We start from the raw sequence: 21,931 nt of genomic DNA, 5'->3' as shown, positions 1-21,931 counted from the left end.
CCGCCTCCGCGGGTTCCCGGGAACCCGCGGAGGCGGACGTACGTGTGCGCGTGCTCACCGACACCCCGCGGGCGGCTCACAACCGCCAGGCGATCCCGCGTTCCGCCTGGTACGAGCACGACGCCCCGGTGGTCACGTGCTCCCGCAGGTGCGCGGCCAGAGCCGGGTGCACCGACTCCATGCGCCGCAGGGTGTCCTTGATGCGCGCGGTCACCGTCTTGCGCGCCCGCTCCGCCTCGTCGCCGAGCCTGCGCGCCCGGCCGCCGAGCCCGGCCGCGGCCCGCAACTCGTCCAGCAGCGCCGCCCGTTCCGCATCGAAGGCGGCGGCCTTGGCGTCGTCCCCGAGACCGGCGGCCCGGTCGATCTCCTCGTCGAGCGCGGCGAGGCGGCGCCGGTACTGCGCCTTGGCCTCGTCGTCCAGGACCGCGTCGCCGCCCATGCCGCGCGCCGCGACCACCACGTCGCCGCCCGCCGGATCGAGCAGGTGCACGGCGGAGACCTGGGCGCCCGGGCGGCCGAGCAGGTGGTGCAGGTCGCGCAACCCCTTGGCGTCCGGCATGTGCGCGGTCACCCCGTCGAACACCAGCTCCCACACCGGGCCGTCGAGCCGGAAGCGGTACGCCTCCGGCCCGGCCGCGGAACCCGAGGCCCCCGCGCCGCCCTCCGCCCCCGCCTCCGCCGCCACGCCGCGCACCCGCGAGGCCCACTCCGGCACCTGGCGCATCCCCATCTCCGCGGCATCGCGCTCGGCCTGGGCCAGGGCCGCTTCGGCGGCCTCCGCGTCCCCGGGACCCCCGCGGCGTACCAATGCCTCAGCGAGGCGCAGCCGGGCGATGACCGCCCAGGGCCGGGCCAGCATGCGGTCGGCGTCGCGGGCCGCGCGGCGGAAGCCGTCGACCGCGTCGTCCCAGCGCTCCTGCGCGGCGTCCACGACCGCCGACCACAGCACCATCGGCCCGCTGATGTCGCAGCCGTACAGCGACACGGCCCAGTGGTCCAGGTAGGGCGCGATGGCCGCGCGGGCCCCCTCGCAGAGGTCCGGGTCGCCGGAGCCCGCGGCGGCGAGGGCCTGGAAGCGGAGCCAGAGCGGGGCGTACACCCGGTTGTACGGCTCCTCGCCGTCCGCCGCGTCGAGGATGGCGCGAAGCTGCCGCGCCGCGTCGCCGGACCGCCCGGTCTCGGCGTCGGTGAGCGCGGCGAGCAGGCGCATGTGGCTCTTGTCGGGGCCGCCGGCGCGGATCACCGCGTCGGCCTCGTCGTACCGCCCCTGCGTGATGAGCCTCGACCAGCGCATGTGCAGCGGGATCTGCCGGAACGGCGACGCGTCGGTGTCGTCGAAGCCCGCCATCGCCTGCTCGTAGTGCCGCTCGGCCTCGGCGAACCGGCCGCCCAGCGCGGCGAGCAGGCTCGCGTCGATCGCCATGGCCATCAGAAAGCGCGGCTGCCCGACCTGTTCGGCGCGGGCGGCGAACGTGCGGAACTGGTCGAGGTACGAGGGATCGCCGAGTTCGAGCAGCGTGACCCACCGCATCGACGTGGCGTGCAGTTCCATCTCGATGTCGCCGGAGCGGCGGCCGACGGCGACCATCTCGTCGGTGAGCGGCAGGCGTTCGGCCGCCGTGCCGGGACCCCAGATGGTGTCGTGGGTGGCCCACAGGCTGAACGCCAGCGCCTCGTCGTCGGCGCCGCGGCGGGCCGACACGGCGATGCGTACCGCGAGTTCGCGGGCGAGCCGGTCCGCGGCCAAGCCCTCGGCGACCGGGTCGCCGCGGCCGATCAGGGCGGTGTGCGCCTCGCGCAGCATGTCGAGTGCGTCGAGGCCGCCGCCGGGTGTGCCCCAGTGCCGGTAGAGGGTGATGGCGCAGCGCGCGAGCAGTTCGGCGTCGCCGTTCGTGCGGGCGGCGGTGGCGACGGACTCGAAATAGTCCCACGCGCGTTCGTCGCGGTTGTGGCGCAGGATCGCGACCAGGCTCAACCGCACCAGTGCGCGGCGGCGTGCGTCGCCGAGGCGCCCGGCGGCCTCGTCGGCGCGCTGGTAGTGCCCCTCGGCCTCCTCGAAGGCGAACCGCCCCTCGGCGTCCTTGGCCGCCTCGACCAGCAGGTCCAGCGCGCGGCCGGGGTCCAGCTCGGGGCCCGCCGAGTAGGCGTGGCGGGCCAGGTCCGCGGGCACCGAGCGCCCGGCCAGGCCGGGTGCGGCGGTGACGGCGGCCACGACGGCCGCGTGCCGCTTGCGTGCGTCGGCCTCGTCCAGGGCGTCGTAGAGCGTTTCGCGGACCAGGTCGTGCGCGAACTCGAAGCGCCCGCCGCCCGAGGACGCGACGAGCCGGGCGGCGACGGCCTGTTCGAGCAGCCGGTCGACGTGCGGGTCCGGCGCGCCCTGCACCCCGGCGAGCAGCTTGCGGTCGAACGCGCGGCCGAGCACGGACGCCGTGGTGAGCAGCTCCGCCACCGCGTCGGGCAGCAGCGACAGGCGCCGGCGCACCGCCTCGCGCACGCTGGGCGGCACCGCGGACGCGTCGCCCCCGCCGGTCCACAGCCGCGCGGTCTGCTCCACGAAGAACGGGTTGCCGCCGGTGCGCCGGTGCACCTCGCCGACGAGCGCCCGGTCGGGGACGCGGCCGGCGGTACGCTCCATCAGCGCGCCGACCTCGTCCCGCGCCAACCCGGTGAGCGTCACCGTGGTCGCCTTCGCGACCAGCGGCAGGATCAGCGGGCGCAGCGGATGGCCGGGTGACTCCGCCTCCACGTCGCGGTACGTCCCCACAAGGAGCAGCCGCTCGAACCACGCGTGCTGCGCCGCGAATTCGAGCAGCCGGAGGGTCGCGGAGTCGGCCCAGTGCAGGTCGTCGAGGACGACGACCACCGGGCGCTCCTGCGAGACGGACACCAGCACGGTGGTGACCGCGTCGAAGACCTCGAACGCGTCCGGTCCGGCGGACGTCGACGCCGCCGCCTCCCCGCGCGCAGCGCCGCCGCTGTCGCCGGTGCCGCCTGTGCCGAGCAGGCCGTCCAGTCCGGGGCCGGTGGGCCGGACCAGGTCGTCCCACGGCGCGGGGCCGAGCGTGCGCCGCAGCGAACGCAGCACCTGCACCCACGGCCAGTAGCCCGGGGCGTTGTCGGAGTCCCAGCAGGAACCGCCGAGAACCAGCGCACCGCGCCGCCGCGCCTCCTCGGCGGCATCCGCCACCAAAGTCGTCTTGCCGATCCCGGCCTCGCCGGTGACCAGGACCAGGCCGCCGTGGCTCGCGGTCGCGCGCTCCACTTGCGCCCGGAGCACGCCGGCAGCGTGGCCGCGCCCGATGAGTCGTTCGGAGGGTGCAGTCATGGTTCGGCTGGTTCTCTCTCCGTCGTGTCGTCGCTTACCGCGCGGGTGTTACGGGCGTCTCGGGGCGTCGGTTGCGGTACGTGCCTGCCCCCCACCTGTCCAACCCCGCCAGGCACGCCGCTCCGAGCCTACGCACGGCAACCGACATCGCGCCTGTGCCGCGTCGCGCCCTCCCGGTAGCAACTCGCGAACGCCGGTCCCCGTCGACCACGCCGTCGCCGACTCCGCCCGGCGTTCCCTCGAACACCAGCTGACCGCCGCCGTCGACCGCCCCCGAAGACCCAGGTCCACGATCCGGTCCGCGCGCGCCATCACGGGTGGGGGCGTCGCGAGTGCCTGCGTGGGGATGGTCCTTGTGTCCCGATCGCATCCCCGCCCTCGCCCCGCGGCGAAGATGTCCTTCAACTCCCCCGATTCGCCCGCCAGTTGCATGTGCCGGTATGGAGGCGTCGTCGGCGCGGACGGGCCCCGGAACTTCAGCGGTCGGCCGGAGGTGACGGCACGGCGGTGTCTTCGGGGGGCGCCAGTGGCAGGTGTGACGACGGGGACAGGTCCGGGTCGTCGACGGCGAAGGTGCGGATTCGGCCCGGGGGCGAGCCCGGGGTCTCGAAGCGCACGGTTACGCGACCGACGCCGCTGCCCTGCACCCAGCCCGGTCCGTGTTCCGCATGCCGGACGTCCTGGCCGGGGAACCAGCGGGTGCCGGAGGACCGGCCGGGGTGGAACACGGGCACGCGACCGTACGCGCCGGCCTCGGGGTCCGCGGCCGGCTCCGCCGCGGCAGCCGTCTCAGCAATCGCCTCGACAGCCGTGTCGGCTGCCCTGTCGGCGGCCGTCTCCGGCGCGACGTCGTGCGGCGCAGCCTCGTTGGCGTCAGGCGAGGCTGCCTGCGAGTCGTCGCGCGCGATCTCGTTCGCGCCCGCACCCTCCTCCGCGTCCCCCTGCCCCTGCCCCTGCTCGTCCGCCTCGTCCTGCCATGCGAACAAGTCCTGCTGCGCGAAGTCCGCCAGCGACGCAACCCCGACCCCCAACAGCCGGAAGCCGCCCGTGAAGTCGACCTGTGCGGCGAGCCGGTGCACGGTCTCGCGCACCACGCCGAGGTCGTCCGTCGGAGCCCGCAGCGTTTCGGAGCGGGTCAGCGTGCTGAAGTCGTACCGCCGCATCTTGACCACCACCGTGCGTCCCGACCGGCCCGCGGCGCGCAGGCGTTCGACGCATCGCACGGTGAGGCGGTCGAGCTCGGCGGCGATGCGCGTCCGGTCGGCGAGGTCGACCTCGAAGGTGTCCTCGACCGAGATCGACTTCGCGTCGCGCTCCGCGACCACCGGACGGTCGTCCAGGCCGAGCGCGTGTTCGTGCAGGGAACGGCCGTGGGCCTGGCCGAAGAGGCGTACAAGCTCGTCCGGATCGGCCGCGGCGATGTCGGCCACGGTCGTGATGCCGACCTTGCGCATGCCGTCGGCGGTCGCCGGGCCGACGCCCCAGAGCGCGCGGACCGGCAGCGGGTCCAGCAGCGCCCGTTCCTCCCCCGGTGCGACAACGACGAGGCCGTCCGGCTTCGCGGCTTCCGAGGCGATCTTCGCGACCAGTTTGGACGAGGCGACGCCGACGGACGCGGTCAACCCGGTGGCCGCGTGGATGTCCGCACGCAGGCGCTCGCCGACCCGTACGGCCTTCTCCGTGTCGAGCCCGTCACCGTGCGGACCCGCTTCGAGGTCGACGAACGCCTCGTCCAGGCTCAGCGGTTCCACCAGCGGCGACAGTTCCCCGAGCAGCGCCATGACCTGCTCGCTGACCTCGCGGTACGCGCTGAAGCGCGGGATCAGGAAGGCCGCGTTCGGGCAGCGCCGCCGGGCCTCGGCGGTCGACATCGCGGAGCGCACGCCGAAGACGCGGGCCTCGTACGAGGCGGTGGCCACCACCCCGCGCCCGCCGACGCCGCCGACGATGACGGCCTTGCCACGGAGGCTCGGTTTGGCGGCCTGCTCGACGGACGCGTAGAAGGCGTCCATGTCGAGGTGCAGGATGCCCGGTGTCGTGCGCATTTCCTCCGATGATGGCGCATCGGAACGACAGTCCGGCTTCAGCGCGCCGCGGCGAGTGCGTCGTCCACGCCGGGTTCGCGCGGGCCCAGCACCGGGTCCGGGCGCAGCACCGCCTCCGCGGCGGCCTTGTAGGAGGCCAGGATCTCGCGGGCGCCGCCGAAGAGCGTGGGGCCGACGAGTTCGCCGTGCATCGAGTCGTCGCCGACGCCGTACGCGTCGACCCCGGCCGCGTCGCACAGCGCCAGCGCGCGGCGCATGTGGAAGCGCTGGCTGACCACGATCGCCTTGTCGACACCGAAGATGCGCTTGGCGCGCACGCAGGAGTCCCAGGTGGAGAATCCCGCATAGTCGGCCACCACCTGACCTTCCGGCACCCCGCGCTCGACGAGGTACCGGCGCATCACGTCGGGTTCGTTGTACCCCGGACTGCCGTTGTCACCCGAGACCAGCAGAACCTTGACCTTTCCGGCCCGGTAGAGCGCGAGCGAGACGTCCAGCCGCCGGGCGAGCAGGCGGGAGGGCTGGTCGCCCCATACGCCCGCGCCGAGCACCAGCGCGACGGGCGCGGGCGGGACGTCCGACACCCCGCGCATGCGGCCGCTGCCCGCGATGTACACCCAGGTCACCGGTGCGAGGCCGAGGACGGTGAGCAGCGCGGTCGCCTGGAACGCGATGCGCTGCCGCCGCCGTCCGCGCAACAGGCGCGTCGCCCGCGTGATCCCGCCCATCCGTGAAGCCATATGCCCGGAGACGCCCGCCACCGGCCGCGCGGTTCCCGCCGTTCCCGTACCGCCCGGCAGGGCACCCGCGGCGTCGTCGGCCCGGCGCGACGCACTGTCCGACGGGAGTTCGACAACGCGACCTACCCCGCCCGCTCGCGCCTCCTGCGGGCCAGCTCGTCCTCCGGGTGGTGGCGGTACAGCGTCTCGCCGGTGTCGGTGCGCTCGCCCTGCAAGGTGCCCAGCGAGGCCTCGACCTCGCGCCACACCGCGCCGACGGCGATGCCGAAGACCCCCTGGCCGCCCTGCACGAGGTCGACGACCTGGTCGTACGACGTGCACTCGTACACGCTCGCGCCGTCGCTCATCAGGGTCATCCCGGCGAGGTCCGCGACGCCGCGGCCGCGCAGGTGGGCCACCGCGACGCGGATGTTCTGGAGGCCGACGCCGGTGTCCAGGAGCCGCTTGACGATCTTGAGGACCAGGATGTCGCGGAAGCTGTAGAGCCGCTGCGTGCCCGACCCGTGCGCGGGGCGGATGCTCGGCTCGACGAGCGCGGTGCGGGCCCAGTAATCGAGTTGTCGATATGTGATGCCCGCCGCGGAACACGCGGTCGGTCCGCGGTAGCCGACCTCGTCGACGACCCCGGACGCGGGCACGTCCTCCGGGTACGCGCTCTGCGGCGGCGCGGTCGGCGTCGGGCGGGACGCACGGGCTCGGCCCGCAATGTCGCCGGTGCTGCTCACGCCGACCTCCGTTTCGTCTCCCCGCACCTGCCTGCGGCGAGAGGAATGCCGTGAGTTCCGGGCCGCAAGCGGCAGAGTGCAACGCGCACGGATCACCCCCGGAACTGTCGATTTCGACGGTAGGCAGTCACCCACAGCGCGTCAACGACCGCCGCATTCGGCACGCCGAGTGACGCATCTCTCAAGAGTGGTTTGGATCCTCGGCGACCCGGGTACGCATGGCGATCGCCCACCTGTCGGTTCCGGTCGCCCCGTGATCAAATCGGGCCATTCGGGTGGCTTCCGCCACCACCCGAACGGCGCACGGATTTCCGCCCACACGCGGCCCGCGGCGGCGTGTCGACAAATCACTCTTTCGGGTATCCGAGAAAGCCCGACCCGGCGTGTCGACAAAAAAGTCGACAGATCGCCATCCGTTCGCGGCGCTACTGGCTGGTGGTGCCGAAATCCTCGGGCGAGATCTGGTCCAGGAACTCCCGGAACTTCTCGACCTCGTCCTCCTGCTCGTCCGGGATCACGATCCCGGCCTCGTCCAGGACGGCCTCCGCCCCGAAGATCGGGGTCCCGGTCCGCAGCGCCAGCGCGATGGCGTCCGAAGGACGCGCACTGACCTCGGTACCGTTCGCGAACACCAGCTCGGCGTAGAACACGCCCTCGCGCAGGTCGATGATCCGGATGCGGGTCAGCTCCTGGCCGAGCGCCTCCAGCACGTCGCGGAACAGATCGTGGGTCAGGGGCCGCGCCGGGACCACACCCTGTTGCGCGAAGGCGATCGCCGTCGCCTCGACCGGGCCGATCCAGATCGGGAGGTACCGATCGCCTCCTGTTTCCTTCAGGAGCACGATCGGCTGGTTGGAAGGCATCTCCACTCGGACACCCACGACCTCAAGCTCGTTCACATCGCCACACTAGCGCGCTCGGGTGAGGAGCACAGATCCCCCTGGGCCCATTCGCGCATGGATTCGTCGCATTTTCTTCGTGCCCGGTAAACACCCGGCAATATGCCTTCGCCGCCTCAACGCTCCAGCAGCGGCCGGAGCGCGGCGCCGACCAGCACGGTATGCAGGCGCGACGTAAGGGACAGAAGGTCACGTACGGTCTCCTCCGCCCCGGACTTGGCGCCCGCGCCGCGCCGGTGCAGGAGCGGCGCGACGATCTGCTCGACGAGCGCGGCCTCGCGGTCGGCGGCGGCCTTGACCTGCCGCAAGTGCCGTGGTTCCAAGCCATACTCGCCGAGCGCGGACACCAGGCGGGCGACGACGAGCGCGTCGCCGTCGTACTGCGGCCCTGCCTGGGCCTGCGCCGCGCGGGCGTGCGGCAGCCCGGCGTCCGCCTCCGGCGCGGTCGCGGACGCGTCCCCGGACGCCGCGCCGTCCTGCGGTTCCTCGCGCGCGGCGGGGATCGGGCCGGCGGGCGGGGCGTCCACGGAGCCAGGTGCGGGCGCGGCCTCGGGCCCGGCGGCCGCGGCGGGACCGGCGGCGTCCCGGCCCGGCTGCCCGGCCGACGGGTCCGTCCCCGGGCGCCGCGGCTCGATCAGGCCGAACTCCTCCAACCGGGCCAGCGCAGCCTCGTCTATCCCGGCCGCCGCCAGCAGTTCCGCCCGGCTGAGCAGCACCACCGCGCTCGGCTCCGCGCCGCCGTGCGGTTCGCCCACACGGTCGGCGTCGGCCGCGGCCAGGGACGCGCCGAAGCCGTCCTCGGCCGGCTCCAGGCCGCGGTCGATCGCGTCGAGGTGGTCCTTGATGACCTTGAGCGGCAGGTACTGGTCGCGCTGCACGCGCAGCACGTACCGCAGCCGGTCGACGTCCGAGGGGCCGAACTTGCGGTAGCCCGACGGGGTGCGCTGCGGCTCGACGAGCCCCTCCGCCTCCAGGAAGCGGATCTTGGAGATGCTGACGTCCGGGAACTCCGCACGCAGCACCGCCATCACCTCGCCGATGCCGACCAGCGCCCGGCCGCCGCCGGTCCGCGGCGGCGACGCGGTCACGCGTACTCCCCGCTGCCGATCTGCGCGTGGCGGCTCGGGAAGAAGACCAGCCGGTACTTGCCGATCTGCACCTCGTCGCCGGGCGACAGCGGCACCTCGTCGATGCGCTGGCGGCCGACGTACGTGCCGTTCAGGCTGCCCACGTCGGCGACCGTGAACCCCGCGCCGGTGCGCCGGAATTCGGCGTGCCGCCGGGACACCGTGACGTCGTCCAGGAAGATGTCGCTCTCCGGGTGGCGCCCGGCCGTCGTGCGGTCCGAGTCGAGCAGGAAGCGGCTGCCCGAGTTGGGGCCGCGCCGCACCACCAGCAGGGCGGTGCCCGGCGGCAGCGCCTCGACGGCGGCCTGCGCCTCGGGGCTCAGCACCTCGCGCGGCGCGGACGGGTCGGCGTCCAGCGCCTCGATCCCGGTGATCGAGATGGTCGAGGTCTGCTCGGACGGGCGTTCGACGTCCGGCCGCAGCGGGTTGCCGCAGTTGGAACAGAAGCGGCTGTTGGCCGGATTGCGGTTGCCGCAGTTGGTGCAGACCACCGAACCGGCAGTGTCGGCCCCCTCCGGGGCGGGCGCGGCGGCGGGCGCGCCGTACGGTCCCTGCTGCGCCGGTCCGCCCGGCGGCCCCCCATAGGGAGCCGGTTGGGCCGCGTACGGGTCGGGCCCCTGGCCGGGACCGCCCTGCGGCGCCGTGCCGGGCGCGGGGTACGGCACCGAGGCAGGCGCCTGCGGTGCCTCCTGCTCGGCGCGACGTGAACGACCGAACAGCCTCGCGAACAACTTCACGCGAGAACCTCCCCGAGTGAGCCTGGCCCGCCCATCGGGCAGGTATGAGTCGTCGTGGTTGCGGCACCGCCGGCCCCGAGGGGGACGGCGGAACCGGTGGTGTCACGGCCTGGCCGCTGCCGTGTTCGCAGGATTCCTCGCATGGCGCTCAGGAATCCAGACTCTTGACATACGCCGCGACGTCCCAGAGCGCGCCCGCCGCGGCGGGGTCGTCGGGGCGTACCTCGAACATCCAACCGTCCCCGTAGGGATCGGAGTTGACCAGCTCCGGCGCGGCCTCCAGAGCGTCGTTGACCGCCACGACCACGCCGCTGACGGGCGCGTACACGTCGCTGACGCTCTTCGTGGACTCCAACTCGCCGCACGGCTCGCCCGCGGAGACCTCGGCACCGGCCTGAGGCAGCGTCACATACACGATGTCGCCCAGGGCGTCCTGGGCGAACTCGGTGATGCCGATCCGCACGGTCCCGTCCTCGTCGCCGAGGGAGCGCACCCACTCGTGCTCCGCCGTGTACGTGAGGTCCTCGGGATACATGCCGGATCCGCCCTGCCTTCCTTGCCTCGTGGGCCTTGTGGACCCGCCGGAAACAGCCGATTCGCGCCGCGTGCGCCGCGTTCGGCTGCGCTGCCGCCGATTCTGTCAGGTCTCGATCAATCGGGGGTCAGCCGCCGTTGCCCGCGTCCGGTGCGGGGCGAGCGTAGTCAGGCGCCGTCGGCACCCGCAAGGCGTCGACGACGACCTGCTGGGAGGGCACGACAACCGCCTGGGCCTGCTTCTTCTCCAGCGTGCGGATCACTCCGCCGGGGATGTTCAGCGCCGGTTCCAGGTCGCGCGGGTTGCCGATGACCTTGAAGACGTACGGCTGGCTCACCGTCTGGCCGTCGATCTGCATCTGGCCGAGCACCGGTTCGTTGAAGAACGTCCCGGCCACGACGCGGACCTGGTTGATCTGGATCGCCTCGGCACCGGCGGCGCGCAGTTCCTGGAGGGTGTCCAGCAGCATGTCGGGGCGCACCTGGTTCTGCGGGTCGGTGATGGTCAGCGTGATGCCCGGTCCGGTGGCCTTGACCGTGCCCGCGAGGATGCCGAGCACCTGCGCGCGCTGGTCGGTCTGCTGGCGGGCCTCCTCGGCCCGGTTGTTGCTGTTCTCCAGTTGGTCGCGACTGAGTTCGAGGCGCCGCTGCTCGTCGTCCAACTTCTCGGTGCGCTGCTCGAGTTCGTCGAGGACGCGGACGAGGTCCGATTCACGGGCGCCGCGCAGCGGGTCGGACTCGGTGTTGCTGCGGACCTGGATCGCGAGCCCGGCACCGAGCGCGAACAGGAGGACGCCGACGACCAGTTGCGCACGGCTGACGCGCGGCGGCCACAGCGCCGTGGCGAGCCGGCGGCGGCCACTGGGTTCGGGCGTATTGGGGTCCTCGGGCAACTCCTCGAAGCCGTCGCCCCCGTCGCCCCCGTCGCCGCCTTTGCCACCACCGGGGACGTCCGGACCGCTCCCGTCCCCCACCGCGGGGACACCGGAGCCGTCCTCATCATCCGCAACCGTCCCGTCAGTTGGCGAGGCATCGCCGGTACGGGCCCGACGGCGCCACCCCCGGCCGCCGCGCTCCTCGCCGTCGCCGGAGGCCCCGAACACCCGCCCCGGACGCGCGTGGTGCGCTGGGGCTCCACCCGCGCCCCGGGGCTGCTCGGCGGTGTCGTCCGGGTTGGCGTCAGGACGCGGCAAACCGCGCTCATCCCCGGGCGTGTCGCCGCCCTGCCAACGCTCCCCGGCCCGCGGAACCGCAAGCTCCCCACCAGATGGGAACGGAACACCGGGTTCGCCGTACGCCGGCCGCCCCGCGCCCCCGGACGCCTCCCCCGCGGTCCGAGGCACCGGCAACCCCTGCCCCGGATGCGCGGATTCCCCCGCGCTGTGCGGATGACCGGACCCTTGCGGACCCGCAGCACCTTGTGGACGCACATGGCCGCGCGGGGACCCAACACCTTGCGACGGAGACGAACCCCGCGCAGCCGCAGGCCCTTGCGGATAGGGCACCCCCTGCGGCAGGTCAACCCCTTGCCGGTGCGCCCCGCGTCTCTCGGGCCCCACAGTCGACGGCGGCACAGCCCGCAAGTGCGCAGTGCCGCCACCGTCCAAGTCGCCCGCACGATGCGCGTGCGGCGTCGCCCGCGGATCCACGCCCCCAGGCGGAAGCCCGGGCCCGGCCCCGAACTCCCGGGCCGGAGGCCGCTGCTCGATCCCCGATCGGCCGTCCGCCGGCGGGGGAACGCGAAGCTGGGCAGTGCTGTTGGCCGGTGGCTCGTCACCGGACGCGGCATCCCTCCCCGGCGGGGCCTGATCAGGCTCGCTGTAACCGCGCGCGCCCTGCCCCGGCACACCCGGCGCACTCTGACCCGACGCAGCATGGCCCGGCACTCCCTGGCCGGATTCCGCGGGCCCCTGCGGGCCCTGGCCCGGCTCGCGGTGCGCAGGCGCGCCGGGCACGCCTGAGCCCGACGCACCACCCATCCACCGCGCCGACGCCCCCTGTTCGGGCGCCTGCCCCGGCACGCCCGGCTGGCGCGCGCCCTGGCCCGGCCCGCGTTGCGCGGGTGCGCCCGGGACGCCTGGATCCGACGCACCACCCATCCCCCGTCTCGACGCCCCCTGTTCCGGCGCCTGACCCGGCCCGTCGTCCCCCTGCGTCGGTTCTCCGTCGAGCCTGAACGGGGCCGCCGGCCAGGCGCGGCCGGGGACCAGTGGGGGGACGCCGCCGTCGGGGGCGTCGGCGTACCAGTCCTCGTCGGGAGCGGGCCGCCTTGGGGTGTCGCCGCGGAACCAGTCGCCTTCGGGGGCGCTGTGCAGTTCCTCACGGAGGTGGCGGTCGCGGTGGTAGAGGTCGACCGGGCGTTCCTGCTCGACCGTCGGCTTGCGCGAGGGGTCTTCGGGGGCGTCGGCCTCGTAGTCGGCCTCCGGCTCCTCCAGGTCCCGCAGTTCGCGGAACGCGGGGACCTCGGGGCGGCGCGGCTGCGGCAGGCCGCCGTCCGGCGGGGTGGTGTCGTCGTCGGTCACGGTGCCCCCTTACGCGCGGAAGACGTGGCGGCGGATGGCGGCCGCGTTCGAGAAGATGCGGATGCCGAGGACGACGACCACCCCGGTCGACAGTTGCGCGCCGACGCCCAACTTGTCGCCGAGGAACACGATCAGCGCCGCGACCACCACGTTGGACAGGAACGACACGACGAACACCTTGTCGTCGAAGATCCCGTCGAGCAGCGCGCGCACGCCGCCGAAGACCGCGTCGAGGGCCGCGACCACGGCGATGGGCAGGTACGGCTCCAGTTCGTGCGGAATCACCGGACGGGCGAAGAAACCGACCACGACCCCCAACGCCAGGCCGAGTACCGCGATCACGCTTGTCCTTCCTCATGCGCCGGCGCGTCGTCCCGCGCCGCCGCGTTGTCCGTCGGGGGTTTGCCGCGCCCCGAATTCGTCGGCGGTCCGCCCCCCGTCGGCGTCCGGGTGGGCCTCCCGCTCCTGGTCGGCGTGCCGGTGCCGCGCGGCGGCGTCGTGGAGGGCGACGCCGACCGGGTGCCGTCGTCACCCGAACCGGGGTTCGAGCCGTCCGAGGGAGACACCGTACCGGTACCGGGGGTGCCGCTCGGGCCCGGAGCGGGTGCCGGCGCCGTCGTGCCGGGCGCCGGCGCGATCGGCGTACCGCCGACCGGTGGCGCGCCCTCGGGCTGCGCGACGCGGAGCGTGATGCCGACGGCGGCGGGGAGTTTGATCTTCTTCTCGGTGCCGATCGTCGACCGGATGCCGTACTTGGCGCCGATGTGCCGCAGGTATGCTCCCCCGGCGCCCCGCTCGAACGCGGCCCGCACGGCCTTGCTGTCGCCGATGGCCATGACCGCGTACGGCGGCGACAGCGGCCGGTTGTCGACCAGGATGGCCGCCCCCGCCGCGCGGATCGCGGACAGCGCGGTCAGGCGCTGCCCGTTGATCGCGATCGCCTCCGCGCCGGCGGCCCAGAGCCCGTTGACGACCTGTTGCAGGTCGCGGTCGTAGACGCGCCCGTTGGCCAGCGACTCGGCCTGCTGGCGCGGGTCGACGTTGGCGCCGTCCTTCCCGGCGTCCTGCTCCGCGTTGTCGACCACCACCTTGACGCCCGGTCCCTCGACGGGTTCGGCGCCCGTTGTCGTCGCGAGGAGTTCGGCCCGCTTGACCTCCTCCGGAGTGAGGTTGCGGTCCTGCATCGCGTCCACTTGGTCTCGCAGCGACTCGACTTCGTCCTCCAGCCGGTCGGCCTCGGCCTCGCGGGTGTGGATGCGGTTGACGAGGTCGCGGCGCTCCTTCTCGGCCTGCGGCGCGGTCGCGCGCACCTGCATGGCGGCCATCGTCACGACGACGGCGATGAGGCTGACCCCGACGGCGACCAGCAGGCGCGCGCCGGGCGCCCGGCTGATCGCGCCGCCCTCGCCGCGGACCGCGCGGCGGGCGGTGGCCTCGGCGTACCCCTCGTCGAGGCTGTGATCCATGATGTTGATCAGCAGCGACATCGACGCGTCGGGGCGTTTGTACTGGGCCTCCCCGGGCGCCGACTTCCGCGTCATGGGCCCCATAGTTCCATGCCGACCGGCACCGTCGCCGCAGGGCCCGGCGCTCGGCGTACAGCGGACGCCGCGACGGCCGCGGACGCAGGTCGCGGTGGGTGCGCGAGGACCCCCGCCGCAGCGATGCGGCGGGGGTCCTGACGGTGTGTCATACGCTCCCGAAAGGGGGCCGCGCAGGGCGGCCCCGCAGAACGACGTCGGTCCGCACCCGCCGTCAGTCGCCCGCGTGTTCCACGACCTCCGACCACTCGTCGAGCAGTTCCTCGGCGGCCGTGTCGTCCGGGCCCTCCGCCCACAGGTGCGTCACCGCCTCGGCGATGTCCGGCAGCACGAGGACCCACCGGCCGTCCGACTCGACCACGCGGACGCCGTCCGTGGTGTCGATGCCGCGGTCCCCCGCCGCCTCCACGACCGAGCGCATGACCATGCCCTTGGCCGCCCACGGCGTCGGTACGTCGCGGCGCAGCACGTGCGCACGCGGGATGCGCGCGTCGATCTGACTCAGCGTCAACTGGGTGCGCGCGACGAGCCCGATGAGGCGTACGAACGCCGCCGTCCCGTCGAAGACCGTGCTGAACTCCGGGACCACGAACCCGCCGCGCCCGTCGCCGCCGAACACCGTGTTGTCCTGTGCCGCCACCCGCGCCAGGTCGTCGGGCGACGTGGTCGTCCACCGCACCTGCACGCCGTGGTACGCCGCTACCTGCTCCGCGATGCGCGTCGTGGTCACCGGCAGCGCGATGCGCCCGCCGCGGCGTTCGGCCGCCACCAGGTCGAGGAACACCAGCAGCGCGCGGTGGTCGTCGATGATGCGCCCGCGCTCGTCGACCAGCGACATACGCTCGCCCACGGGGTCGAACCGCACGCCGAACGCGGCCCGCGCGGACGACACCATTTCGCCCAGTCGGATCAGTCCGGCCGCGCGGTCCTCGGCGGTCTCGGTCGGACGCGCGTCGTCCAGGCCGGTGTTGACGCTGAGCGCGTCGATCCCGAGGCGGCCGAGCACGCTCGGCAGCAGCAGTGCCGCGTTGCCGTGCGCGGCGTCGACGACGACCTTGAGGCCGGAGTCCGGCACGCCCTCGACGTCGAGCGCCTTCAGCAGCGACCCGGCGTAGCTGTCGAACGGCCGCGACGGGAAGGTCAGCTCGCCGATCTCACCGGGGAACGCGCGGCGGTACTCCTGGCGGCCGAAAACACGGTCGAGCTTGCGCTGCGCGGCCTGCGAGAGGTCCGCGCCGCGTTCGTCGAAGAACATGATGTCGACCGAGTCCGGCACACCGGGCGTCGTGCGGATCATGATGCCGCCCGCCGAGCCGCGCGCGGTCTCCTGGCGGGCCACCGGCATCGGCACGTTCTCCAGGTCGCGCACGTTGATGGCGCTGGTCTGGAGGGCCGAGATGACGGCGCGCTTGAGGGCGCGGGCGCCGCGCGAGTGGTCGCGTGCGGTGGTGACCGTGGCGCCCTTCTTGAGGGTCGTCGCGTACGCCCCCGCGAGCCGCACCGCCAGCTCGGGGGTGATCTCGACGTTGAGGATGCCGGAGACGCCGCGCGGCCCGAACAGGTTCTTCTGTCCGCGCGACTCCCAGATGACCGAGGTGTTGACGACCGCGCCGGCCTCGATGGTCTTGAACGGGTACACGCGCACCTCGGCGGCGACCAGCGATTCCTCCTCGATGAGGCATTCGTCGCCGATCACCGCGCCCTCGTCGATGCGCGCCGCTCGCATGACGTCGGTGTTCTTGCCGATCACGCAGCCGCGCAGGTTGGTCTGCGGGCCGATGTAGACGTTGTCGTGGACGACGGCCTTGTGCAGGAACGCGCCGCGCTTGACCACGACGTTGCTGCCGAGCACGGTGTGCTCGCGGATCTCCACGCCGCCCTCGACCTTGGCGTAGTCGCCGATGTAGAGCGGGCCCTTGAGGACGGCGTCCCGGTCGACCTCGGCGCCCTCGGCGACCCACACGCCCGGGGCCAGCTCGAAACCGTCGATCTCGACGTCGACCTTGCCGTCGAGGACGTCGGCCTGCGCCTTGACGTAGCTCTCGTGCGTGCCGACGTCCTCCCAGTACCCCTCGGCGACATAGCCGTAGATCGGCTTGCCTTCTTCGAGGAGCTTGGGGAAGACGTCGCCGGACCAGTCGACGGACACGCCCGCGGCGACGTACTCGAAGACCTCGGGCTCCATGACGTAGATGCCGGTGTTGACGGTGTCCGAGAAGACCTGGCCCCAGGTGGGTTTCTCCAGGAAGCGGTCGACCCGGCCCTCGTCGTCGATGATCGTGATGCCGAACTCGACGGGGTCCGGCACGCGCGTGAGGCACACCGTGACCATCGCCCCCTTGGCGCGGTGGTAGTCCACCAGCTTGGTGAGGTCGAAGTCGGTCAGCGCGTCGCCGGAGATGACCAGGAACGTGTCGTCCTTCAGTGCCTCCTCGGCGTTCTTGACGCTGCCCGCGGTGCCGAGGGGGGTCTCTTCGTTGGCGTACTGGAGGCTCATGCCGAGTTCTTCGCCGTCGCCGAAGTAGTTCCGCACCAGTGATGCCAGGAACTGGACCGTGACGACGGTCTCGGAGAACCCGTGCCTCTTGAGCAGCCGCAGCACGTGCTCCATGATCGGCCGGTTGACCACCGGCAGGAGCGGTTTGGGCATGCTGGAGGTCATCGGGCGCAGGCGGGTTCCCTCACCACCGGCCATGACGACGGCCTTCATCGAGTCACGTCCTCCCATCGCTTCGCTTCACCCGCGCGGGTCGGCCCCCGGCGTCCGGGGGCCTCGCGGGTCGGAAAGAGGCGGAGCCGGTCTACGCGTACCCGGCCTCCGTCTGTTTCACCGCGGAAACCAGGCGCCTAGCCTGAACCGCGTACAGGACTCCTGCCCACCAGTAGAGCGCGATACCCCACCAGGCGAACGCCCAGCCGAAGATCGCCGCGAGAGTTGCGACACGTCCGGTCCCGTCGCTGAGCAGCAGACACGGGAAGGAGTACATGAGATTGAACGTCGCGGCCTTGCCGATGAAGTTCACCGGGAGCAGGCCGTAGCCGTGTGCCCGCAGGTACGGGAACAGGGCCGCGATGAACAGCTCGCGGGCCACCAGGAGGCCGGTGACCCACAGCGGCAGGATGTCGCGCACCGTCAGGCCGACCAGCGTGGACAGGATGTAGAGCCGGTCCGCGGCCGGGTCGAGGATCTGCCCGACGCGACTGATCTGGTTCCAGCGCCGGGCGAGCTTGCCGTCCAGCCAGTCGGTGAAACCGCTGACCATGAGGATGACCAGCGCCCAGACGTCGTACTTGGGGCCGCCGAACTCCGGCCACAGGATCAGCCACAGGAACACGGGCACGCCCAGCAGCCGCCCGAAGCTGAGCAGGTTGGGGATCGTCAGGACGCGGTCGGTGGTGATCGCGTTCTCGTCCGCGCGCTGACCGGCCCCCGCGGGCGTGGGCGCCTCGGCCACTCGTGACTCCCTCTGTTCTTCCCCGGGGCGGTACGCCCGGCCCGGGTCGGCTGCTGATCCGGCTGCGTTGGTTCCGGCTGTGCTCGTCCCGACTGCGTCTGGTCCGGCAGCGTCGCAGGTCAGGCGGTCGGGCCGCCGGACGGTACGGAAGACCCGAGGGTATCGCCGCGCGCCGCCGCGCCCGTCCCGAGCCCCCGCGCCGGACCGGCGCGCAGTGCGGTGTATGCCGCGATGCCGATCAGTACGATCCCGGCGAAAAGGTACGCGTTACCGGCGAGGAACTGGAGCGCGTTCCACTCGTGCTCGCGCCCCTGGCTGTACGGCAGCAGCCACAGCAGCCCCTGCGGCGTCAAGGCCGGCCGCCGCTCCATCGACATCGGCCACGCGAACGTCAGCAGCGTGAAGGCCACCGGCAGCGCCGCCCAGGCCGCCCGCACCGGCCATGTCCCGGCCGCGCGGAAACGCGCCACGGAAACGTGCGCGATCAGGACAAGGATCGGCGCGATCCACACCCAGTGGTGGGTCCAGGAGATCGGCGAGACCAGGAGCCCGGTCACGCCGCAGGTGACGAGCCCGGCCAGTTCGCGGCCGCGCAGCGACAGCAGCGTGGCGGCGCCGAGGCCGACGACGGCGGTCACCGCGCACGCCAGCAGCCACAGCGGCTTCTCCGCGGGGCCCTCCTCGAAGACGCGGCGCAGCATGCCGTTGAACGACTGGTTGGAGATGAAGTCCTGGCCGACGTTGTCGCCGACCCCGATGGCGTCGGTCCAGTACACCTTCGACGCGTGCGGGATCACCAGCCACGAGCCCGCGGCGGTCGCGAGGAAGGTGCCGGTGGCCACCGCGGCGGCCCGGAACCTGCGGGTCAGCACGAGGTAGACGATGAAGATGCCGGGGGTCAGCTTGAACCCGGTGGCCAGGCCGATCCCGATGCCCTTCCACCACCGCGTGTCGGGCACCGCGAGATCCAGCACCACGGCCGCCATCAGGATGACGTTGACCTGGCCGAACAGCAGCGTCTGCTGGACCGGCTCCAGCCACAGCACGACGCCCGCGACGGCCAGCGTGGCGCCGAGGCGGCCCCAGTCGCGGCGGTAGCCGAGCATGCCCCAGGACGCCCACACCACGGCGAGCAGGCAGGCGAGGGTGAGGCCGGTCAGCACGAGCTTCAGGGTCGCGAAGCCGAACGGCAGCTTGAAGAAGACCAGCGCCGCGAACGGCGGGTAGATGAACGGCAGTTTGCCGAGGCCGAAGCGCTTCGCGTAGAGCTGCGACTGGTTCTTGCCGAGGGATTCGCCGGCGTCGTCGTAGACGCTCAGGTCGATCAGGCGCCACAGCCAGTCGGGGTGGTGGCGGACGGTCCACACCCAGGTCGCGGCGGCGACCGCGGCGAGCACCAGGCCGAGCGGCAGCCACACGCGGGAACTCAGCGAGCGGACGGTCGAGGGACGGTACGGGACGCGCGGCTCGAAGGTGAGCACCTCCCGGCGCAGGGCGGCGACCGTATTGCCGCCGTGCGCAAGGGACTCGCGGTCCGCGGCGGTCTCGCTCGCACTGTTCTCGCGCTGTTCGTCTCGACGCATGGCTGCGTTCGTCGTCCCCGGGGTCGGCATGGGCTGCATCATGGCGTCCTCGGGGCCGCGCACGCCATTCGGGCCCCTCCCGGCCGGAACCACGGCGGGGTCAGTTCCCTATGCCGACGCCCTTGCGGCCCGCGCCCTCGTCGGTGGGATCGGGCTCGGACGGGGCGGAGCCCACGGCGGCGGCACCGGCCCCGGCGGGGGCGCCGACCGGTTCGGGGGTCTGCGCGGCGCCGTCGGAGCCGGGCGTACCCTCGGCCACCGGCTCCGCCGGGGTCAGGGAGGTGTTCCTGAGCAGCAGGCACGACACCACGACGGTGAGCACGATGCCGGCCAGCAGGTAGCTGTTGCCAACGAAGAACTGCCAGACGTTCCAGTGGCTTTCCCGGTCGTCGTCGCGCGGCACCAGCCACATCAGGCCGAACGGCTGGAGCGGGATGCGGTCGTCCCACTTGCCCAGGGCGTTGATCTGCATGGGCCAGGACGCGTAGAAGACGAAGAACCCGGCCGTGGCGAACCACCACAGTTTGCGGCGGCTGGTGAACGCCTTGTGCGCGAGCAGCACGAACGCCGGGATCACCCACACCCAGTGGTGCGACCACGAGATGGGCGAGACCAGCAGGCTCAAGGTGCCGACGATGACGACGCCGAGGAGCTCGCGTCCGGCCAGCGATGCCTTCGCGGCGGCCAGCAGGCCGAGGATCACCACCGCGGCGCACAGGACCAGCCACACCACGCCGACCACCGACTCGTTGTCGATGAGCCGGGTGAGCATGCCCTTCACGGACTGGTTGTTGAGCGTGCCGACGCTCAGCTCGCTGTCGACCCGCCCGCTGATCTCGCTGAGGTTCGTCCAGTACGTCTGCGAGGCGTCGGGGAGGACTATCCAGCCGAACAAGACCGAGGCGAAGAAGGCGGCGACCGCGGCCGCCGCGGCTTTGAAACGGCGCGTCATCACGAGGTAGACGATGAAGATCGCCGGGGTCAGCTTGAACCCGGCGGCGAGCCCGACGCCGATGCCCTTCCACCAGCGGGAGTCCGGTTGCGCCAGGTCGAGCAGCACGATGGCCAGCAGGGCCAGGTTGACCTGGCCCCAGATGAGCGTCCAGCTGACCGGCTCCAGCCACACCACGGCGGCGAACGTCACCAGCGCCGCGCCGAGCCGTCCCCAGCTGCGGCGGTAGCCGAGCATGCCCCACGACGCCCAGCAGACCGCCAGGATCGACACGAAGCTGGAGATGGTCATGAACCACTTCAGCCCCGCGAACCCGAGCGGCAGCAGCTTGACGAAGATGTAGGCGGAGAACGGGGGGTAGATGAACGGGAGCTGCCAGATGCCGAAGGGGCGCTCGTACAGGATGTATTGGCCCCGGTCGTCCACCTCCGCGGCGGCGTTGTGGTAGACGCTCAGGTCGAACATCTTCCAGAAGATGTCCGTCTGGGTGAGCGACCACCACGCCCACAGCCCCAGGGTCAGCAACGCCGCGGGAACGCCGACGAGCAGGAGCAGCCGCCCGCGCCCGAAGGCCTTGTCCCTCGTCGTCCCGTACGGAGTCCGGGGCGCGAGTGTGAGCAACTCGCGGCAGGACGAGACGAGCACGCGGTGGAAGGACATGTCTTTGGGAGACTCCACTAAGGCATGGGACAGCCGGAGGACGCGGCCGCTGTCAGGATATCGGCAGGCTCTCGTCTCGGTCGGATTGAGCCCGCGGCGCGGGCACATGGAGGGACTTCCCCCAGGAGTGCCCGGCTCGGACCCGGCCGGCCCCCGTCCCGCCGACTCGTGATCGCCAGGTGTGCGTACCGATTCGGCACAGTATCACCGCGCACATGATCATCATGGCCAGCCCGACCAGCACATATGCGTTCGCAACAAGCAGGTCCAGGACGGAAAGCCGCAGCTCACGACCGCCTCGGTAGGGGACATGCCAGATGATCCCGGTGGGTACGGCGTGCGGGAGTTCGACCCGGTACGCGGGCGGCGCGGCCATCGCGAGGGGGAGCGCGCACGCCGCCGCGAGCACCGCGGGAAGCCGCAACCGGGTCCGGCGCACGCCCCGCGCGGCGCTCGCCAGCAGCACCGAACCGGGCACGATCCACACCCAGTGGTGGGACCAGGACACCGGCGAGACGAGGAGCCCTGTGAGCGCCGTCACAGAAACGCCGGCGAGTTCGCCGCGACGGCGTGTCGCTTCCTCCCCTTTGTTAAGGAAATGCCGGTAAAGGCATGATGCGAGGAGGATTCCGACGGATCCTACCGCGACCGTGAGAGGCACCCAGACAGCCGCGTCCGGACGGGCGTCGCCGATCAGCCGGACCAGTCCCCCGCGCAGCGACTGGTTGCCGGGCAGCTCGATCGGGCCCATGCGCGAGCTGTCCAGAAACAGTCCGCTCCAGTAGCGCAGCGACGCGTCCGGGAGGACCAGGAACCCGGCCGCGACCGTCAGGGTGAACGTCGCGAGTGCGGTCCTCGCCTCGCGCCACCGGCCGGTCGCCAGCAGGTAGACGGCGAAGATCGCGGGGGTCAGCTTCACCCCGGCCGCGAAGCCGATGCCGGCGCCGACGAAGCGGGCGCCGCGCGGGCGGGCCAGGTCGTACAGGATCAGGGTGGTCAGCAGCAGGTTGACCTGGCCGAACCGCAGGGTCTCCTGGACCGGTTCGGTCCACAGCAGGACGGCGGCGGTCAGCGCGGCGGCGCGCC

Annotated in this window: 16 protein-coding genes; all 16 read right to left on the bottom strand. The window is 72.7% G+C overall.

Going from position 1 to position 21,931, the window contains the following annotated elements; translation table 11 throughout:
• Positions 1 to 76: 76 nt before the first annotated feature.
• Entirely contained in the window at positions 77 to 3,325 is a 3,249-nt protein-coding gene (locus ACRX5S_RS02525; protein WP_436771004.1) for an ATP-binding protein, read from the bottom strand.
• A 476-nt stretch (positions 3,326 to 3,801) separates the two neighbouring features.
• Entirely contained in the window at positions 3,802 to 5,370 is a 1,569-nt protein-coding gene (locus ACRX5S_RS02520) for a DNA polymerase IV (protein WP_436771003.1), read from the bottom strand.
• Positions 5,371 to 5,408: 38 nt separating this feature from the next.
• Entirely contained in the window at positions 5,409 to 6,098 is a 690-nt protein-coding gene (locus ACRX5S_RS02515) for a SanA/YdcF family protein (protein WP_436771002.1), read from the bottom strand.
• 134 nt (positions 6,099 to 6,232) lie between these two features.
• Positions 6,233 to 6,835 (bottom strand): MerR family transcriptional regulator, encoded by a 603-nt coding sequence (locus ACRX5S_RS02510; RefSeq protein WP_436771001.1) that lies wholly within the window; start codon positions 6,833 to 6,835, stop codon positions 6,233 to 6,235.
• A gap of 425 nt (positions 6,836 to 7,260) precedes the next feature.
• Positions 7,261 to 7,734 carry a bifunctional nuclease family protein gene (locus tag ACRX5S_RS02505; protein ID WP_436771000.1) on the bottom strand — a complete coding sequence of 158 codons (474 nt, stop codon included), beginning with the start codon at positions 7,732 to 7,734 and terminating at the stop codon, positions 7,261 to 7,263.
• A gap of 116 nt (positions 7,735 to 7,850) precedes the next feature.
• Positions 7,851 to 8,822, bottom strand: a complete 972-nt coding sequence (gene ftsR / locus ACRX5S_RS02500) for a transcriptional regulator FtsR (protein WP_436770999.1) — start codon at positions 8,820 to 8,822, stop codon at positions 7,851 to 7,853.
• A complete protein-coding gene (locus ACRX5S_RS02495; protein ID WP_436770998.1) occupies positions 8,819 to 9,598 on the bottom strand; it encodes an FHA domain-containing protein in 780 nt (259 codons plus the stop codon). The genes ftsR and ACRX5S_RS02495 overlap by 4 nt, the downstream gene beginning before the upstream one ends.
• A 148-nt stretch (positions 9,599 to 9,746) precedes the next feature.
• Positions 9,747 to 10,133: a glycine cleavage system protein GcvH gene (gcvH, locus tag ACRX5S_RS02490; protein ID WP_358363454.1), complete on the bottom strand. Its 387-nt coding sequence runs from the start codon at positions 10,131 to 10,133 to the stop codon at positions 9,747 to 9,749.
• A gap of 127 nt (positions 10,134 to 10,260) precedes the next feature.
• Positions 10,261 to 11,325, bottom strand: a complete 1,065-nt coding sequence (locus ACRX5S_RS02485; RefSeq protein WP_436770997.1) for a DUF881 domain-containing protein — start codon at positions 11,323 to 11,325, stop codon at positions 10,261 to 10,263.
• A gap of 1,338 nt (positions 11,326 to 12,663) precedes the next feature.
• A complete protein-coding gene (locus ACRX5S_RS02480) occupies positions 12,664 to 12,996 on the bottom strand; it encodes a small basic family protein (RefSeq protein ID WP_358354718.1) in 333 nt (110 codons plus the stop codon).
• A complete protein-coding gene (locus tag ACRX5S_RS02475; RefSeq protein ID WP_436770996.1) occupies positions 12,993 to 14,195 on the bottom strand; it encodes a DUF881 domain-containing protein in 1,203 nt (400 codons plus the stop codon). The genes ACRX5S_RS02480 and ACRX5S_RS02475 overlap by 4 nt, the downstream gene beginning before the upstream one ends.
• A 214-nt stretch (positions 14,196 to 14,409) precedes the next feature.
• Positions 14,410 to 16,905: a sugar phosphate nucleotidyltransferase gene (locus ACRX5S_RS02470; RefSeq protein ID WP_436771147.1), complete on the bottom strand. Its 2,496-nt coding sequence runs from the start codon at positions 16,903 to 16,905 to the stop codon at positions 14,410 to 14,412.
• A 91-nt stretch (positions 16,906 to 16,996) separates the two neighbouring features.
• A complete protein-coding gene (locus tag ACRX5S_RS02465) occupies positions 16,997 to 17,650 on the bottom strand; it encodes a CDP-alcohol phosphatidyltransferase family protein (RefSeq protein WP_436770995.1) in 654 nt (217 codons plus the stop codon).
• Between the two features lie 119 nt (positions 17,651 to 17,769).
• Entirely contained in the window at positions 17,770 to 19,233 is a 1,464-nt protein-coding gene (locus ACRX5S_RS02460; protein WP_436770994.1) for a glycosyltransferase 87 family protein, read from the bottom strand.
• Between the two features lie 100 nt (positions 19,234 to 19,333).
• The gene (locus ACRX5S_RS02455; RefSeq protein WP_436770993.1) at positions 19,334 to 20,863 is read right to left on the bottom strand and encodes a glycosyltransferase 87 family protein; all 1,530 of its coding nucleotides are present in this window, start codon (positions 20,861 to 20,863) and stop codon (positions 19,334 to 19,336) included.
• Between the two features lie 34 nt (positions 20,864 to 20,897).
• Positions 20,898 to 21,931 (bottom strand): glycosyltransferase 87 family protein (locus ACRX5S_RS02450; RefSeq protein WP_436770992.1); only part of this gene is annotated, 1,034 nt, incomplete at its 5' end.

Origin of the sequence: Yinghuangia sp. YIM S09857 (genome assembly GCF_051388915.1) — a bacterium.
In the GTDB taxonomy this organism is placed as follows: domain Bacteria; phylum Actinomycetota; class Actinomycetes; order Streptomycetales; family Streptomycetaceae; genus Yinghuangia.
Note: the sequence above shows the minus strand (reverse complement) of the source record. Positions and strands in the feature narration are given on the sequence as shown.

What these genes read in the sequence shown, in the direction of transcription:
- ACRX5S_RS02525 (WP_436771004.1), bottom strand. Translation starts at nt 3,325, where the DNA reads ATGACTGCACCCTCCGAACGACTCATCGGGCGCGGCCACGCTGCCGGC.
- ACRX5S_RS02520 (WP_436771003.1), bottom strand. Translation starts at nt 5,370, where the DNA reads ATGCGCACGACACCGGGCATCCTGCACCTCGACATGGACGCCTTCTAC.
- ACRX5S_RS02515 (WP_436771002.1), bottom strand. Translation starts at nt 6,098, where the DNA reads ATGGGCGGGATCACGCGGGCGACGCGCCTGTTGCGCGGACGGCGGCGG.
- gcvH (WP_358363454.1), bottom strand. Translation starts at nt 10,133, where the DNA reads ATGTATCCCGAGGACCTCACGTACACGGCGGAGCACGAGTGGGTGCGC.
- ACRX5S_RS02475 (WP_436770996.1), bottom strand. Translation starts at nt 14,195, where the DNA reads ATGACGCGGAAGTCGGCGCCCGGGGAGGCCCAGTACAAACGCCCCGAC.
- ACRX5S_RS02470 (WP_436771147.1), bottom strand. Translation starts at nt 16,905, where the DNA reads ATGAAGGCCGTCGTCATGGCCGGTGGTGAGGGAACCCGCCTGCGCCCG.
- ACRX5S_RS02460 (WP_436770994.1), bottom strand. Translation starts at nt 19,233, where the DNA reads ATGCGTCGAGACGAACAGCGCGAGAACAGTGCGAGCGAGACCGCCGCG.